The following is a 14,855-nucleotide window of genomic DNA, read 5'->3' on the forward strand; positions in this document are numbered from 1 at the left end:
CTTAGAAGTCCTTTTCCAGCATGATGGCTGCAGACCAGAAGCGCTTGGCGCGAATCTGCATGGTCTGGGCGACGACTTCGGGTTCATAGACTTCGCCGCGAGGAACGGGGTAGTAGGTCGAGCGCCAGTCATTACCCAGGCCTGATAGCTGCGCGCGCAGGCGAGTGCTGCTGTCCAGCTTCCACATGCTGTTCAGGTGCAGATTCGCCATGGGCTTGATCTTGGCCCACATTTCAGGGTTTACACGGGACTTGTAGCCAGCCTCAAGGCGCAGCGTGGCACCCATGCGGTCGGGCAGCGGGCCTGCGCCCCGGGTGTTGACATCAAAGCCCAGGTCCAGCGTCGCGGGCGTCTGGCCCATGAGTCTTGAGGGAGAGGCCTGACCTGTGACGCGAGACTGGGTCAGGGTCAGGTCGGCACGCAGGCTGACGGGCAAGCCGTACGACTTTGGCAGGTCATAGCGCACGCCGGTTTCCAGACCCCAGATGCGAGTTTTGCCACGGTTGACAGGTGTCAGCATCCAGCGCTCTTGCATCATTCCATTCCAACCTTCAGCGAGGTAGGAGGTCAGCTCCTTGGTCAGACCATTGGAGATATCGCGGGCAAACACGTTGGCGCGGAACTGGCCCGCATTGCGTTCACCCTGCATGAGCGTCTGGCTGAATCCCAGTTCCAGGCCGACTGCCGTTTCGTTGCGAAGATAGGGGTTGCCGCCCAGATCCGGCTGAGTGAAATTGCCGTCACGCTCGCGTACATAGGCACTCAGGTCACTGAATTTTGGGGCGCGATAAGTCTTGGCCAGTTGCAGGTACCAGCGCTGCAGGGTATTGGGGCTGTAGCCAATATTGAGGGAAGGCAGCCACAGGTTTTGAGTGCGGCGGTCCAGTTCGGACTCGGCAGGAGGCGTCAGCGCAATACGTTCATGACGCAGGCCAGCCTCAACGTTCCACTGTGCAGAAGGCGACCAGTTGAACTGGGTGAAAGCCGCACTGGTATTGCGCTTGAGCTTGTCGTCAAAGCTCTCGGCTTCTTCAAAATACGTGGTGTTGCTGCGCTCGGTGCGGTACTGGGCACCCAGCATCACACGAGTGGCCGCATTGAGCGGCTGTGTCCACTTGAAGCCTGTGTGATAGTCGCGCTGGCGGTGGTGGCTGAGTTCGTCGCTACCGCCTATAAAGCCGCCTTCCAGAGTGCGAAATTGATAGCTTTCGTGGCTGCCCTGCTGCCTGCTGCCGGCTTCGGCCTGGAATGCACCTCCGCCTTGTAACTGGTGATCCCAGCGTAGCGTAGGCATGAAGCTCCAGGAGGGAGATGCACTTTCTTTGGCCTGCCAGCGTGAGCGGTAGATGTCTATGTAGTCATAGGCCGGTGCTTCTGTGATCTGGCGAAAATCACCTTCTGTGCTGCGCTTTTCCGGCAGGATCTCAGCGGTCCATGACAGGCCGATGCGATCTTGCCTTGTGGGGCGCAATGCCACTTCGCCTGCCAGTACGGCCTGGGTCGTGCGCACCAGACTTTTTTCGCCGCTGTAGCTGTTGGCGAAGGCTTCGTCGCCAACGTATACCTTGTGGTCGTGCGCCAGTGAATCGATTTTCTTCTCACCATTCGCTACCGATGCATTGAGTTGCCATTCCAGCTGCTCGGAGCGCCCGCCTGTTGCCAGTGCTGCCTGATGATGAAACGCACCGCGTGGCGAGAAGCTGGCGCGGACGCTGGCTTTGCGCTCTACCGGGCCAGTGGCCTGGCGGGTAATGATACGAATGGTGCCCGCAATACCTGCGCCGCTATCGGCGGCAGATGCACCGCGCACAATTTCCACCCGCTCGATCATCTCCATGCTGATGCCTTCCAGCATTGAGCCACCATCGAGTGCGCCGACTTGCTGGCCATTGAGCAGCACCTGCGTATAGCCCTCGCCCATGCCGCGCAGCGAGATAAACCCTTGGGAGTCCACGCTCACGCCGGGTTGACGGCGGAGGAATTCGTCCAGACTGCCATCGCCTTCATTGGTCAGCGCAGAACGGTCATAGGCCGTGGTTAGCGTATCGAGTACAGACTCGTGTTGTCCAAAAACTTTGACTTCAGGAAGCTCAGCGGCCTGAGCCATAGAGCCAGCCAGAATGGAGAGAACTGCGCTCAGCTGCAGTGATAAGCGGGAGAGAGGGTAAGCGGGAGTGAAGTGCACGATGGATAAATGCGGGTTACAAAAAAGTGCATCGCAAGCCGGGCTATGCGATGCACTCTGGAGAAACTGAAACGATTGATCTGTGCTGAATCTATGGCGTGGATTTATCTTTGATAACCCAATATCGCTAGAGATTCATGCTATGTAGGCAGGTACTTAATGTTTGTAACTTTGAGTAATCCGAATAATTCTATGAGTGGAGATTTGATTTTTGATATCCAGCATCTAAATTTATTGAACTTTTTTGAGATTCGTTATCTTTGGCCTATAGATTGATTTCATAAATTCCAAGATTTATGAAAGTGTGCGCAAACATATTCAGTGTTGAAAATTGACTTGGATCATTTATTGGGGCAAATGAATATTTGCTTTGAAATAAAACGATGGATTCGATGTGCTTGCGCCAATGTGAAGGTTGGGCACAACAAAAAGGGGCACCAATCGGTGCCCCTTTGCAGTAAATAGACGATGCGTGCTGTTTACCCAAGCAAAGTCGCTTTGCGTTTCATGCTGGCCAGTGCTGCCGCTACAGCCAGCCCGCCGATGACGCTGACATGGTCTTGGACCAGCGCTTTTTCCAGAAAGGCGACCATGCCTTCCATTTCCCAGAAACGGTGGGCCAGGGGAATGGTAGATAGCGTAAAGACTGCCAGAGCGCCAGCTCCCAGCCAGGCCCAGCGGCTGGCGGTGATGATGGCCAGAGAGCCCAGCAGTTGCACCGCAATGGTTGCCACTGCGAACAAGGCTGTGGGGCGCAGCCCGAAATGCTCCATCTCTGCCATGGCTCCGGCAAAGTCAAAGACTTTGTTCAGCCCGCTCCACCAGAAGATATAGGTCAGCACAGCAGTTGCCAGGGTGTAGTAGATGCGCGATTGCAGCAGGGTGTTGAGCATGGTGATCTTCTTGCAGTGTTGAATGGATGGGCGGTTGGGGGCAGTACTCAGTGGGCAGCGCTTCCGCTGGCTTTGGCCTTGGCGGGGTGCGCATGCTTGTGGGCATGAGCATGGGGCTTGGCAGAGCCTCGCTGGCTGAGCATCAGGCCGCCCATCACCAAAGCTGCGCCCACCAGTTGCAAGTTGCTGGGTTGCACGCCTTTGACCAGTGCATCAAGCACAAAGGCGGTCACAGGGGTCAGCAGCATGAAGGGGGCCACGGCCACGGCACCGGCGCGCTCAATCGCGCCAAACCACAGGGCGAAGGGGACAGCAGTGAGTGCCACAGCCAGCAGAACCAGACCCAGGATGTTGCTGTTGCTCAGGCCAGAAGGCAGGTCTTGCATGACCAGGGCCACCACGGCCAGTTCCACACCGGCAATCAGCAGCTGCCAGCCGGTAAAGCCCAGCAAAGGCATACGAGGGGCGCCCCACTTGTTGAGCATCACACCGCCAGCGGCGATGGAGAGCATGCTGCCCACGGCGGCGGCAATGCCGATGGAGTCCAGCACGGCGGAGCTGGTAAGCACCACCAGCGAAACGCCCAGTGCACCCAGAATCACAGCGGCAATCTTGATCATGGGGGGCTTTGCACCCAGCACGCCCCAGGCGATGAAGATCACCGCCAGTGGCGTCAGCGCCTGAAAGGTGGCTGCAACACCACCGGGCAGGCGGGTGGCGGCGACAAAGAACAGGCTGAAGAACAGACCGGCGTTCAAGGTGCCCAGAACCAGCAGGCGGGTCCACCAGGCGCGTTCAGGCACGCAGCGGACGATGGCCAGCAGCACCAAAGCACCGCCCAGAGCGCGGAAGGCGGCAAGGAACAAAGGATTGGGGGGCAGCCAGGAGGTGGTCAGAACATAGGTAAAGCCCCAGAGGATGGCGGCTGCGGCGGCTGAGAGTTTTGCGTTCATGGCTTGTTCTTCGTTCAAAGAGAAAGCAAGTGCCAGAGGTCTTGCTTGAATCAGGAATGACTCAAATTTATGAGGATTGAGACATGCTGAGTAGCCGGCAAAATTTGTTATCAGCGTTCTATAAGTGGAACGATATAGCTATTTGTCGTTTGTTGAGATCTGCCATAGCAAGCGCAATTGCATTGCTTGTGAGGGAGTCAGATGCGCCAAAAAACACAAAAGCCATCCGCAGATGGCTTTTTCGCCGCAAAGGCTCAATGGATCGCGGCGCAAGCGCTTATGACTCGCAGCCTATGACTCAGGGGTTGAGTTCGCCCTCATCCCCAATCGGGGCGGACAGTGGGTGGATGCTGGAAGGCGCAAATTCCTGCCCCAGAAAATCCAGCAGCGCCCGCACCGAAGGCAGCAGGCCGCGGCGCGAGGGAAAGACTGCATGCACCAGCCCGGCACGGGGCTTCCAGCCCGGGGCAATGTCCAGCAGGCGGCCGGCGCGGAGGTCGTCCTGTACAAACATGGCCGGCATCTGCACCACGCCCACGCCATGCAGTGCTGCATGCAGCAGGGCACGGCGGTCTTCGCAGACCAGGCGCGGCTGATAGGCAATCTCGCGCATTTCGCCCTTGGCGTTTTGCAGCAGCCAGCTGGGGTTGCGCTGGCTGGGCGTGTCGCTGACGCTGGGCCAGTCGCTCAGTGCTTCCAGCTCTGGCATGCCGCCCATGGATTGCACCAGCTGCGGGCTGGCCACCAGATGCTGCGTGCTCTCGCCCAGCACTTTCATGACCAGGCCGCTGTCCTCCAGCGGCGGAAAGCGCACGCGCAGCGCTACGTCAACCCCCTCGCGGATCACGTCCACACGGCGGTTGGTGCTCTCAAGATGCAGTTGCACGCGCGGGTGCAACACCATGAAGCGGGCCAGCATCTCGCCGATCTGGTAGTCCAGCAGTGCATGGGGGCAGCTCAGGCGCACCAGCCCTTGGGGCTCGACCTGGGTGCGGTCAATGACTTCCTGGGCGGACTCTGCTTCCACCAGCATGGCCAGGCAGCGTTGGTAGTACTCCGTGCCGATGTCGGTGACGGCAAAGCGGCGGCTAGATCGCTGTATGAGGCGTACGCCCAGATCTTCCTCCAGCAGCGCAATGCGTCGACTGAGCTTGGATTTGGGAATGCCCAGCTTGCGCCCGGCCGGGGCAAAGCCGCTGTGATCTACCACCTGAACAAAGTAGTACAGATCATTGAGGTCACGCATGGGTTGGAGGTCCTGAGTCAACGGTAAGCCCCAAGTCTGCCTGAACCTCGGCGGGTCAGCGCTGTGGCGAGGGTACTTGCAGATATTTCGCTTCAGAGGCTTGTCAAAAAGTTTGAACCTGATGCAAAGCCGATACGAAAAAGAGAACGGAAAGCAGCACTGCTTCAAGTTTTACCGCAACGGTCACGCAATCACGCAATTCATCGAAGGAGACAAACCATGGCTCAATCTTTCTGGCAGGCGTTTCACGCCGTATTGGCTCGCGAGAGCCTGACCGCCGTCGCCTTGTGCGGCCTGTGCGCACCCGCAGTCTGGGCGCAGGAGGTGGTGCCAGCGCTGCAGATCACGCCCCACCAGATCATGCAAGTGGTCGTAGGTGCTGAAGACGGGCAAACCTATGTGATGAGTACCTTGCAGCCATTGAGCTCGGATGTGGTGCTGGTCACGCCTGCCATGGCTCAGGCGGCCAAGCCATTTTCCGTGGTGCACAGTACTTTTACGCCGGTGGAGAGCCTGTCACAAGTACCGGCCAACCGTGCGCGGGAGGGCGGCAAGCTGGTGTTGGCGCCCGGCGTCAAGGAAGTGCAGGCGCATTCCTTCAACACGGTGTACGAAGTGATTTACCAGCACGACGGTCGCTGGATGGCGGTGGAGACAAACCAGGCTCCGGAAAACGGCCAGCTGATGCTGACGGATTCGGTCAAAAAGGCATCGCGCACGCTCTGGGCTTCATGAGCATCGCGCCAATCTTGGCAGGCAACAAAAAAGGCGAGACAGATGTCTCGCCTTTTTGCATGGGGCTTCTGGCTGGAGGCTGGATCAGCCTTGCTCGGCCAGCAGCTCCTGCAGGGTCTTGACCTGCATGCGCAGGCGCTCGTTTTCGGCCTCCAGCTCGGTCACGCGGGCTTGCAGCTCTTCGGCGCTGGCTGCGGGCGCAGCGTCTGCCGATTCTTCGGCTGCAGGCTTTTCGGCCTTGGGCTTTTTCTTGGCATCGCGCACGCGCTTGGCGGCTTGCTTGAGGCCATTGGCGCCTTCGGCGGCGACGGCCTGTTGCTCTTCCATGGGCAGGGTGGCGACCACGGCAGCGGCGTTTAGCGACAGCTCGCCGGCCTTGACGGCGGCGACCACTTCGGGGGCGGCCTTTTCCTGAATCGTCTCGATCATCTTGACCTGACCGGCCGACAGGCGGGCAGCGCGGGCCAGCGCTTCACGGGTGTCCAGCGCATCGTCAGGTACTTTGGCTACGCTGGCCAGGGCCTGGGCAACAGCCGGGTCGGTCTCGCCTTCCCAGGGAGCCTCTTCGCTCGCGGGCTGGGCGGCCTTGGCAGCGTTCACGGCGGCAGCGGCTGCGGCACGGCGCTCGGCAATGATTTCGCGCTTGCGCAGGGCCAGCACGCCGCGCTGGAAGTCGGACACTGAGCGGCGGCCCAGGTGCTGGTCGATCATCCACAGGTGCACATCGTCCATGTTCTTGAACTGCGTGGCCTGCACGGTGTTGAAGGGCAGGCCGTGCTTTTGGCAGATGCCGTAGCGGTTGTGGCCGTCAATGAGCAGGTCGCCCCAGACGACCAGAGAGTCGCGGCAGCCTTCGGCGAGGATGCTGCGCTCCAGCGCTTCGTGCTCGTCGGGAGTCAGGGGGTCGATATAGGCCTTGAGGCCTTCGTCAATGCGAAGTTCCATGGTGTTTGTTCTTCAAATTGAGGAGCTGCTGGCGCTTGCTGTCATTGGTTTTCAGCATGAATTCAATATAAATTCAAGAGAGGGCGCGCGGAAGCAGCTATAAAAAAAGAGCAACGCCCCAGCGTATGGGGCGTTGGAAAAGCAAAGTTGACCGAGCTTACAGCAGGCGCGAAATCAGCGCACCTTCGACCGGGCCTTCCAGCGGAATGCGCACGCGCACAGGGTTGCCCTGGGCGACTTCCACGGGCTGGCCTTCAAGGTTGAACATCTTCTCGAGCTTGACCTGGCGGTTGCCCTGGGGGTGAATCACTTCGATGGTGTCGCCCACCGCAAAGCGGTTCATGGTTTCAATCTCGGCCATGCCGTCGGCATAACCGCGCACCGCGCCCACAAAGTGGCTGCGCTGCAGCACGCTGTGACCAGTTTCGTAGTTCTGGTAATCGTTGGCGGGGCGGCGCTCGAGCAGACCGCCGGTGTAGCCGCGATTGGCCAGACCTTCCAGCTCGGTAATCAGATTCGGGTTGAAGGGGCGACCGGCCACGGCATCGTCAATGGCGCGGCGGTAGGTCTGGGCCGTGCGGGCCACGTAGTACAGGCTCTTGGTGCGGCCTTCGATCTTGAGCGAGTCCACGCCGATCTTGGTCAGGCGCTCTACGTGCTCCACGGCGCGCAGGTCCTTGGAGTTCATGATGTAGGTGCCATGCTCATCTTCCATGATGGGCATCATCTCGCCAGGACGGCCTTTTTCCTCCAGCAGGTAGATGGCATCGGCCTTGGGGTGGCGCTTCTGGTCGCCGCAGGTGCTGGTGAACTGGTTGTCCAGGTCGTTCTTGGCGTCTTCAAAGTTGAAGCCCTTGTCCATGGCCACGCCCAGCGCTTCGCCGGTGTTGGGGTCTACTTGCGCATCGTGCGTCTTGTACTCCCAGCGGCAGGCGTTGGTGCAAGTGCCCTGGTTGGGGTCACGGCGGTTGAAGTAGCCCGACAGCAGGCAGCGGCCCGAGTAAGCAATACACAGCGCGCCGTGCACGAAGACTTCAATCTCCATGTCGGGGCACTCGTTGCGGATTTTTTCGATCTCGTCCAGCGACAACTCGCGCGACAGGATGATGCGCGAGACGCCCATCTTCTGCCAGAACTTCACGGTGGCCGAGTTGGTGGTGTTGGCCTGCACGGACAGGTGAATTTCCTGCTCGGGCCACTTCTCCTTGACCATCATGATGAGGCCGGGGTCGGCCATGATCATGGCGTCGGGCTTCATCGCAATGATGGGCTCAATGTCGCGGATATAGGTGCGCACCTTGTCGTTGTGCGCAATCAGATTGCTGGTCAGAAAGAACTTCTTGCCGCGCGCATGCGCCTCGGCAATGCCCTGGCCGATCTGCTCCAGGCGGAATTCATTGTTGCGAGCGCGCAGGCTGTAGCGCGGCTGGCCGGCGTAGACAGCGTCGGCACCAAAGTCGTAGGCGGCACGCATCTTGTCGAGCGAGCCGGCAGGCAGCAGAAGTTCAGGGGCTTTGAGGGTCATGATCCCCGTATTGTCCAGCAACATGCTTTTCACTGCGAGTTGCTAAGGCTACGCAGCCTGCAGCAACTGGCGCTTCGCCCAGTCACCCGACAGCGGCAGGGCCACCACGCCGGTGGCGGTTTCGTGGCGCTGCACTGCGACCAGTGGCAGTACGGGGTGCCCACGCCTTGGCACACCAGCTGGCACAGCCCCTCGAAATACTGCAGCTGGGCCTGGGTGTGAAGCAGACTGTCGTTGATTTTGAAGGCCTGCTTTTGCGGCAATTGCTGCAGAGCCGACTCACGCGCCAAGCTGACCCTGTTCTCGTGCAACAGCACTCCTGCAGCTTCAGCGCAATCGGCAGGTGTTGGGTGTTTACCTGTGTGCCTGAACATTCAGGTGGGCTTAAACCTTGATGAATATTGGCTTGGGGGAATGCGCCTAGTTCATTCAGACGATGGGTTGGACTATTCCGAATCCAAGAATGAATTGACTGTCATCAGGGCACAGACAACGGCCTGCCCGGTGACAGCTGGCTGCTGCCACGCCGCAGCACATTTCATCAACAGGGTGCAAATGCCTCAGTGCAGGCTGGGCAAAGGAGACAGGCAAGATGGGGATACAGAAAATCGTGATTCCTGTGATGGCGGGCCTGATGAGTGGTCTGATGGGGGGGCTGCCACAGCCAAGGCAACGCCGGAGGAGCTGGAGAAACTGGGCAAGTCCTTGACCTGCGTGGGGGCCGAGAAGGCCGGCACCGCCAGCGGCGTGCCCGAGTTCACGGGGAAGTGGCTGGGCACACCGCCAGGCATCAATTACCCGCCGCATGAGGGCAAGCATCCGGTAGACCCTTATGCCAGCGAGAAGCCGCTGTTCACCATCACGGCCGAGAACATGGGGCAATATGCAGACAAGCTGACCGAAGGGCAGAAGGCCTTGTTCAAAGCCCATCCCAAAACGTACCGCATGCCGGTCTACACGGGGCACAGAGACTTCCGCTATCCGGATTTTGTCTGTGAGGCTGCCCGCAAAAATGCCCAGGATGCCGTGATGAATAGCGATGGCATGGGCGTCACGGGGGTGAAGGGATCCATGCCCTTTCCGCTGCCCAAGTCTGGGTTGGAGCTCGCGTTTAACAACCTGCTGCCATTTCGGGCGCATACGGAACACACTTTGCGCGATAGCGCCAATGTCCTGGTTGATGGCTCCATCGTCTGGGGGCGTGCAGACAACTATGCCTATGCCGCCATTTATGAGCCCAAGGAAGCGGGCAAGCCGCTGGAGGGGTTGATGTCGCAGGGTATGAATCGCACTTTGCTGCCAGAGCGGGATAAAGGGGGTGTCAACGTCAATGCGGAGCCGGTGGACTTTGGCAAAAACAAGCGTTTGGCCTGGAGTTACGACCCCGGCACGCGCCGTGTGCGCCAGGTGCCGGACTTCGGCTTCGATTCGCCCATGCCTGGCACCGGTGGCAAGATGACGATTGACTCTGACCGGCTTTTCAATGGCTCGCCCGAGCGGTACAACTGGAAAAGCCTTGGCAAGAGAGAGATCTATATTCCCGCCAATGCGTACAAGATTCACGGAAGCGGCGTGAAATACGCCGACTTGCTCAAGCCCGGTCATGAAAACCCGGACTTCACCCGCTATGAGCTGCGCCGTGTCTGGGTCGTGGAGGCAACCCTGAAAGAGGGGTACCGACATCTCTACGGAAAACGTGTTCTTTTTCTGGATGAAGACACAGGGCAGGCGGTCATGAGTGACTATTACGACACCAGAGGCCAGCTCTGGCAGCAGGCTGCCGTGCATTACTATTACGCTTTTGATGCACAGCTCTGGCATGCCGGCACCAGCTTCTATCACGACTTGTTGTCGGGTTCTTACGTGGCCTACAACCTGTTTCAGGAGCGTCCGCTGGGGCCCATTCTCAACAAGGGAGACTTGAACGCTTCCATGTTCACGCCTGCGGCAGCGCGCAACGCGGGTAATTGAGTCCCTCGCATCAAAACAAAGGGCTTGAAGGTTTTTAGCCTTCAAGCCCTTTGCTGTATTTCGCAAGCAGCTATGTTTTTCATAGCTGCTTGCCCGGAGGGGAATCCCTGTGAGTCCCTTAGTCCTGGGGCCTGAAGCCGATGACCAAGTCGGATGGCACCTTGCCGTCGATATCTCGCGGCAGCTTGTCAGTCTTGTGCAGAGCGCGAACCACGGCTTCATCCCAGGCCGCGTTGCCGCTGGACTTGGAGATCGTGGCACTGGTGATGGTGCCGTCCGGCGCCGTGCGCACGCGCACTTCGGCACGCGGGTTGCCGCTGAGCGCATCGGGGTAGACGATGTTGGGCTTGACGCGCGCTGCCACCTTGGCGGCGTAGCCAGCCGATGGCCCACCGCTGGCGCTGCTGCCGGCGCCGCCGGTTCTGCTGCCGCCGGCACCACTGCGATCGCTGCCGCCTGAGCCGCCCGCGCTACCTGCCAGCCCTTGCAGGCGTGCCAGCTCGGCCTTGCGACGGTCGTCAGCCGCTTTGGCGTCCTTAGCGGCTTTTTCCTTGGCAGCCTTTTCTTTGGCCTCCTTGGCGGCTTTGTCTTTCTCGGCCTTCTCTTTGGCTGCCTTTTCCTTGGCGGCTTTTTCTTTTTCCGCTTTTTCCTTTTCAAGCTTGTCGGCTTTTTCCTTGGCAGCCTTCTCGGCCTTTTCCTGCTTCTCGCGCTCCAGCTTTTCCTTGCGGTCCTTTTCTGCTTTTTCCGCCTTTTGCTTGTCCAGCTTGTCTTGGTGCGCCTTTTCAGCCTTCTCCTTTTCCACCTTGTCCTTGCGCTCTTTTTCCTTGCGCTCTTTTTCCTTGCGCTCTTTTTCCTTGCGCTCTTTTTCGCGCTCCTTCTCTCGTTGCTCCCGGGCCTCTTGCTCTGCCTTTTCCTTCTTCAATTGCTCTTGTTTTTTCTTTTTGGCAAGGGCGATCTCAGCCTCGTGCTCATCGTCATGGGCTTGAGTCTTGGGGGCGGGCGCTGGCACCGGTGCCACCACGGGCTCTGGCGGAGGAGGTGGAGGTGGAGGCTCAGGAGTCGGCTCTGGTGTTGGGTCGGGAGGTGGAAGAGGTGTCACGGCTGCGGCCGCAGGAGCAGAGCTGCTCCAGACCTCGGCTTCGACCATGGCTTCATCGGCTTCTTTGGGGGGGCGCACTGTCCACAGCAGGGCAGCAATCAGCAGCCCGTGCGCGGCCAGGGCGAGCGACCAGGAACGCGCCAGGCCTTTGGGGCGGGGCGGTGCAAACTGATCGCGATCTTGCTGGTTAGGCATGGTGTGTGGTGGTCTGTGCGGGCTGAGCCTTCAGCGCTTCAAAAAGGCTGCGTGCGGCAGAGCGTCCTGAAAATGAAATCAATGACTGGAAGATGAGACAACGCCAAAAGCAATGCGTTTGACGCCGGACTGGGACAAGGTGCTGTGCGCCTTCATGACGTCATCAAAGGGCAGGCCCTTGTCCGCGAGGATTTGGATGGCACTGTCTTCGCCCTGACCTTCTTGCCAGGATTGGGCCAGGCCCTTGAGATCATCGAGCTTGATAGTCTGGGTGTTAGGGCCGTTTCGGAACTGGATGCTGCCATCCTTGTCCAGCATCACGTAGGCAATGTTTTTGGTGGGTGGGCGCGAGGACTTGCCTGCACTTGGCACATTGATGGAGCCGGGCGTGAGCATGGGCGCTGTCACCATGAAGATGATGAGTAGCACCAGCATCACGTCGATGAAGGGCACCATATTGATTTCGTTGACGGTGCGGCGATTGCGACCACCGCGTGAACTCATGGCTGGCATGGAGTGCACTCCTTACAAATAGTTTGCTCAGCGCGCAGCAGATGCGGCTGGGCAAGGCTCGAGTCGGAGACACCAAGCAAGAGTCGCGCCGTAGCGAGGGCGTCATTCAACTTCGAGGTGGATGGCGCGAAGCGACTCTGCGGGTGCTTCATTTCAGTGACCGGAGGCAGAGCTGCTGGCTGTTGCGCCGACATTGCGCTGCAAGATGTTGGAGAACTCTTCGATGAAGGTCTCTTCTTGGCTGGCAATGCGGTCGATGTTGTGGGCGTAGCGGTTGTAGGCGGTCACGGCAGGAATGGCGGCAAACAGACCCATGGCGGTGGCCACCAGAGCCTCGGCAATGCCGGGGGCCACGGTGGCCAGCGTGATCTGCTCCATATTGGCAAAGCCGGTGAAAGCGTGCATCACGCCCCAGACGGTGCCAAACAGACCCACATAAGGCGAGACCGAAGCCACGGTGCCCAGAAAGGACAGGCCAGATTCGATCTCGTCGAGTTCACGCTGGAAGCTGGCGCGCATGGCACGGCGCGTGCCGTCCATCAGCGTGGCGACATCGCCGATACGGCGCTCACGCAGCTTCTGGTATTCGCGCATGCCGCTGGCAAAAATGCGCTCCATGGGGCCGCCATTCTTGGCGTTATGTGCCGCTGAGGCATAGAGGTCGTTGAGGCTGGTGCCCGACCAGAAATCCTGCTCGAAATTGTCGTTGAGCGCGCGCACGCGCTTGAGCGTCTGCGCCTTGCGGAGAATGGTGGCCCAGCTGGCAATCGATGCGACCACCAGGATCAGCATGACCAGTTGCACCACCCAGCTGGCCTGCATGATGAGGCTGAGGATGGACATGTCTTGGGAGTTCATGAAAGTTGCTCCAGGATATGGTTTGGAATTCTCGTGGGGCGCATGGTCTGTCCATCCACCCAGCCAATGCGAATGCTGCCTTCGCACAAAAGCGTAGGCCCATTGGCTTGAGGGTCAGCATTGACCAGCAGTGCCTGCTGCGCAATTGTGAGCGAAGCTCGGCCAGAACTTTGCAGCTTTGCAGTAACAATCAGTTGGTCATCCAGCCGGGCCGGGCGTTGATATTCAAGTTGCGCAGACGTTACGACAAAGATACCGCCCGTTTGTTCCCGCAGCTTTTGCTGGGCGATACCCAGCGAACGCAACCACTCGGTGCGGGCGCGTTCGAAAAACTTGAGGTAGTTGGCGTAGAACACGACGCCGCCGGCGTCGGTGTCTTCCCAGTACACCCGTATTGGAAACTCAAAAGCCATGGTCATCAGCCCAGTAATTTGCGCAGACGCGCAATCGCTTCTTGCAACTGTTCCATGGAGTTGGCTGTTGAGAAACGCACGTAGTTGGCCGTTTCGGCCTGACCAAAGTCGCGGCCGGGGGTGATGGCCAAGTGGGCTTGATCGACCAGCGCATAGGCAAAGTCCCAACTCCCCTTGACACCCAGCTTGTCAGCCGCAGCGCGGCAGTCGGCCCAGGCGTAGAAAGCACCATCGGGTTTGACGGGCACGGGCAGGCCCACGGACTCCAGCGCCGGAATGAAGTAGTCGCGGCGGGCCTTGAACTCGGCGCGGCGGCGTTCGTATTCGGCAATGCTCTCGGGCTCGAAGCAGGCCAGGGCCGCATATTGCGACACAGTGCTGGCGCAGATGAAAAGGTGCTGGGCCAGCATCTCGATGGGGGCGACCAGTGACTCCGGTACGACCATCCAGCCCAGGCGCCAGCCCGTCATATTGAAGTACTTGCTGAAGCTGTTGATGGAGATGATGTCATCGCCCAGCTCCAGAGCCGATTGGCCAAAGGCCTCGTCATGCGACAGGCCCAGATAGATTTCATCGACGATGGTCAGGCCGCCCTTGGCGCGCACGACGTCGTGGATGCGGCGCAGCTCATCGGGAGCAATCGAAGTGCCTGTGGGGTTGGAGGGCGAGGCCAGCATCACGCCGCGTGTTCGCTCGCCCCAGGCCGCTTCGACCTTGGCGGCGCTGAGCTGAAAGCGCTCGGCTGCCGACGAAGGAATCAGCACCGGCTTGCCTTCGGCGGCCGAGACAAAGTGGCGGTTGCAGGGGTAGCTGGGGTCGGGCATCAGCACCTCGTCGCCCTCATCGATCAGTGCCAGGCAGGCCAGTTGCAAAGCGGCCGAGGCACCGGCGGTGATGATGATGCGGCGCGCAGGCACATTGATGCCAAAACGGCTGGCGTACCAGGCGCTGATGCGCTCGCGCAGCTCGGGCAGGCCAGGTGCCTGGGTGTATTGGGTGCGTCCGTCGCGAATGGCGCGCTCTGCAGCTTGCTGCACCAGAGGCGGCGCACTGAAGTCGGGCTCACCAATGTTCAGGTAGATCATGGGTGAGCCGCTGGCGCTGGACTGGCGGGCCACTTCCTGTGCGTGTTTGGCCATTTCCATGACGTAGAAAGGCTCGATGCGCTGGGCGCGGCGGGAAAGCTCAATAACGGACATGGATGGAGAAGCTCTTTCAAACAATCAATCAGCGGCGTGCTTGTGGGCGACGGGCACAGCACCCATAAAAAAACTGCAACCAGCCAGCGGATGCACGATAGCACCCGCGGCCCTGTTGCAGTGTT

Annotated in this window: 14 protein-coding genes; 2 read left to right on the plus strand and 12 right to left on the minus strand. The window is 59.6% G+C overall.

Annotation, left to right across the window (positions count from 1 at the left end; genetic code table 11):
• Position 1: 1 nt before the first annotated feature.
• The 4 genes from AC2I9W_RS11930 to AC2I9W_RS11945 all read right to left on the minus strand — a co-directional run bounded on the left by AC2I9W_RS11930 (position 2) and on the right by AC2I9W_RS11945 (position 5,277).
• On the minus strand, positions 2 to 2,185 hold the full coding sequence (locus AC2I9W_RS11930; RefSeq protein ID WP_486410173.1) for a TonB-dependent receptor plug domain-containing protein: 2,184 nt from the start codon (positions 2,183 to 2,185) through the stop codon (positions 2 to 4).
• A 479-nt stretch (positions 2,186 to 2,664) separates the two neighbouring features.
• Complete coding sequence (locus AC2I9W_RS11935; protein ID WP_486410174.1) at positions 2,665 to 3,078, minus strand: DoxX family protein; 414 nt, start codon at positions 3,076 to 3,078, stop codon at positions 2,665 to 2,667.
• A 47-nt stretch (positions 3,079 to 3,125) separates the two neighbouring features.
• Positions 3,126 to 4,031, minus strand: coding sequence for a DMT family transporter (locus AC2I9W_RS11940; RefSeq protein WP_486410175.1), 906 nt, complete (start codon positions 4,029 to 4,031; stop codon positions 3,126 to 3,128).
• A gap of 298 nt (positions 4,032 to 4,329) precedes the next feature.
• The gene (locus tag AC2I9W_RS11945) at positions 4,330 to 5,277 is read right to left on the minus strand and encodes a LysR substrate-binding domain-containing protein (RefSeq protein WP_486410176.1); all 948 of its coding nucleotides are present in this window, start codon (positions 5,275 to 5,277) and stop codon (positions 4,330 to 4,332) included.
• Between the two features lie 219 nt (positions 5,278 to 5,496).
• Between AC2I9W_RS11945 and AC2I9W_RS11950 the strand changes: the two genes are divergently transcribed.
• Positions 5,497 to 6,012, plus strand: coding sequence for a hypothetical protein (locus AC2I9W_RS11950; RefSeq protein WP_486410177.1), 516 nt, complete (start codon positions 5,497 to 5,499; stop codon positions 6,010 to 6,012).
• 84 nt (positions 6,013 to 6,096) lie between these two features.
• On the opposite strand, the gene AC2I9W_RS11955 is transcribed toward AC2I9W_RS11950, so the two are convergent.
• The 3 genes from AC2I9W_RS11955 to AC2I9W_RS11965 form a co-directional block, all read right to left on the minus strand.
• The gene (locus AC2I9W_RS11955; RefSeq protein WP_486410178.1) at positions 6,097 to 6,957 is read right to left on the minus strand and encodes a plasmid replication/partition related protein; all 861 of its coding nucleotides are present in this window, start codon (positions 6,955 to 6,957) and stop codon (positions 6,097 to 6,099) included.
• Positions 6,958 to 7,114: 157 nt separating this feature from the next.
• Entirely contained in the window at positions 7,115 to 8,482 is a 1,368-nt protein-coding gene (gene trhP, locus AC2I9W_RS11960; RefSeq protein WP_486410179.1) for a prephenate-dependent tRNA uridine(34) hydroxylase TrhP, read from the minus strand.
• Between the two features lie 48 nt (positions 8,483 to 8,530).
• Positions 8,531 to 8,668 carry a hypothetical protein gene (locus AC2I9W_RS11965; protein WP_486410180.1) on the minus strand — a complete coding sequence of 46 codons (138 nt, stop codon included), beginning with the start codon at positions 8,666 to 8,668 and terminating at the stop codon, positions 8,531 to 8,533.
• A 369-nt stretch (positions 8,669 to 9,037) separates the two neighbouring features.
• Here AC2I9W_RS11965 and AC2I9W_RS11970 point away from each other — a divergent pair, with 369 nt between their 5' ends.
• Complete coding sequence (locus AC2I9W_RS11970) at positions 9,038 to 10,453, plus strand: DUF1329 domain-containing protein (RefSeq protein ID WP_486410181.1); 1,416 nt, start codon at positions 9,038 to 9,040, stop codon at positions 10,451 to 10,453.
• A 118-nt stretch (positions 10,454 to 10,571) separates the two neighbouring features.
• Here the strand turns inward: AC2I9W_RS11970 and tolA are convergent, their stop codons facing one another.
• The 5 genes from tolA to AC2I9W_RS11995 form a co-directional block, all read right to left on the minus strand.
• Positions 10,572 to 11,747, minus strand: coding sequence for a cell envelope integrity protein TolA (gene tolA, locus AC2I9W_RS11975; protein WP_486410182.1), 1,176 nt, complete (start codon positions 11,745 to 11,747; stop codon positions 10,572 to 10,574).
• Between the two features lie 78 nt (positions 11,748 to 11,825).
• Positions 11,826 to 12,260, minus strand: a complete 435-nt coding sequence (locus AC2I9W_RS11980; protein WP_486410183.1) for an ExbD/TolR family protein — start codon at positions 12,258 to 12,260, stop codon at positions 11,826 to 11,828.
• A gap of 153 nt (positions 12,261 to 12,413) precedes the next feature.
• Complete coding sequence (tolQ, locus tag AC2I9W_RS11985; protein WP_486410184.1) at positions 12,414 to 13,118, minus strand: protein TolQ; 705 nt, start codon at positions 13,116 to 13,118, stop codon at positions 12,414 to 12,416.
• A complete protein-coding gene (ybgC, locus tag AC2I9W_RS11990) occupies positions 13,115 to 13,531 on the minus strand; it encodes a tol-pal system-associated acyl-CoA thioesterase (RefSeq protein ID WP_486410310.1) in 417 nt (138 codons plus the stop codon). The genes tolQ and ybgC overlap by 4 nt, the downstream gene beginning before the upstream one ends.
• A gap of 5 nt (positions 13,532 to 13,536) precedes the next feature.
• A complete protein-coding gene (locus tag AC2I9W_RS11995; RefSeq protein ID WP_486410185.1) occupies positions 13,537 to 14,730 on the minus strand; it encodes a pyridoxal phosphate-dependent aminotransferase in 1,194 nt (397 codons plus the stop codon).
• Positions 14,731 to 14,855: the final 125 nt, after the last annotated feature.

The sequence above is a fragment of the Comamonas sp. FUJ_7 genome, assembly GCF_057369555.1.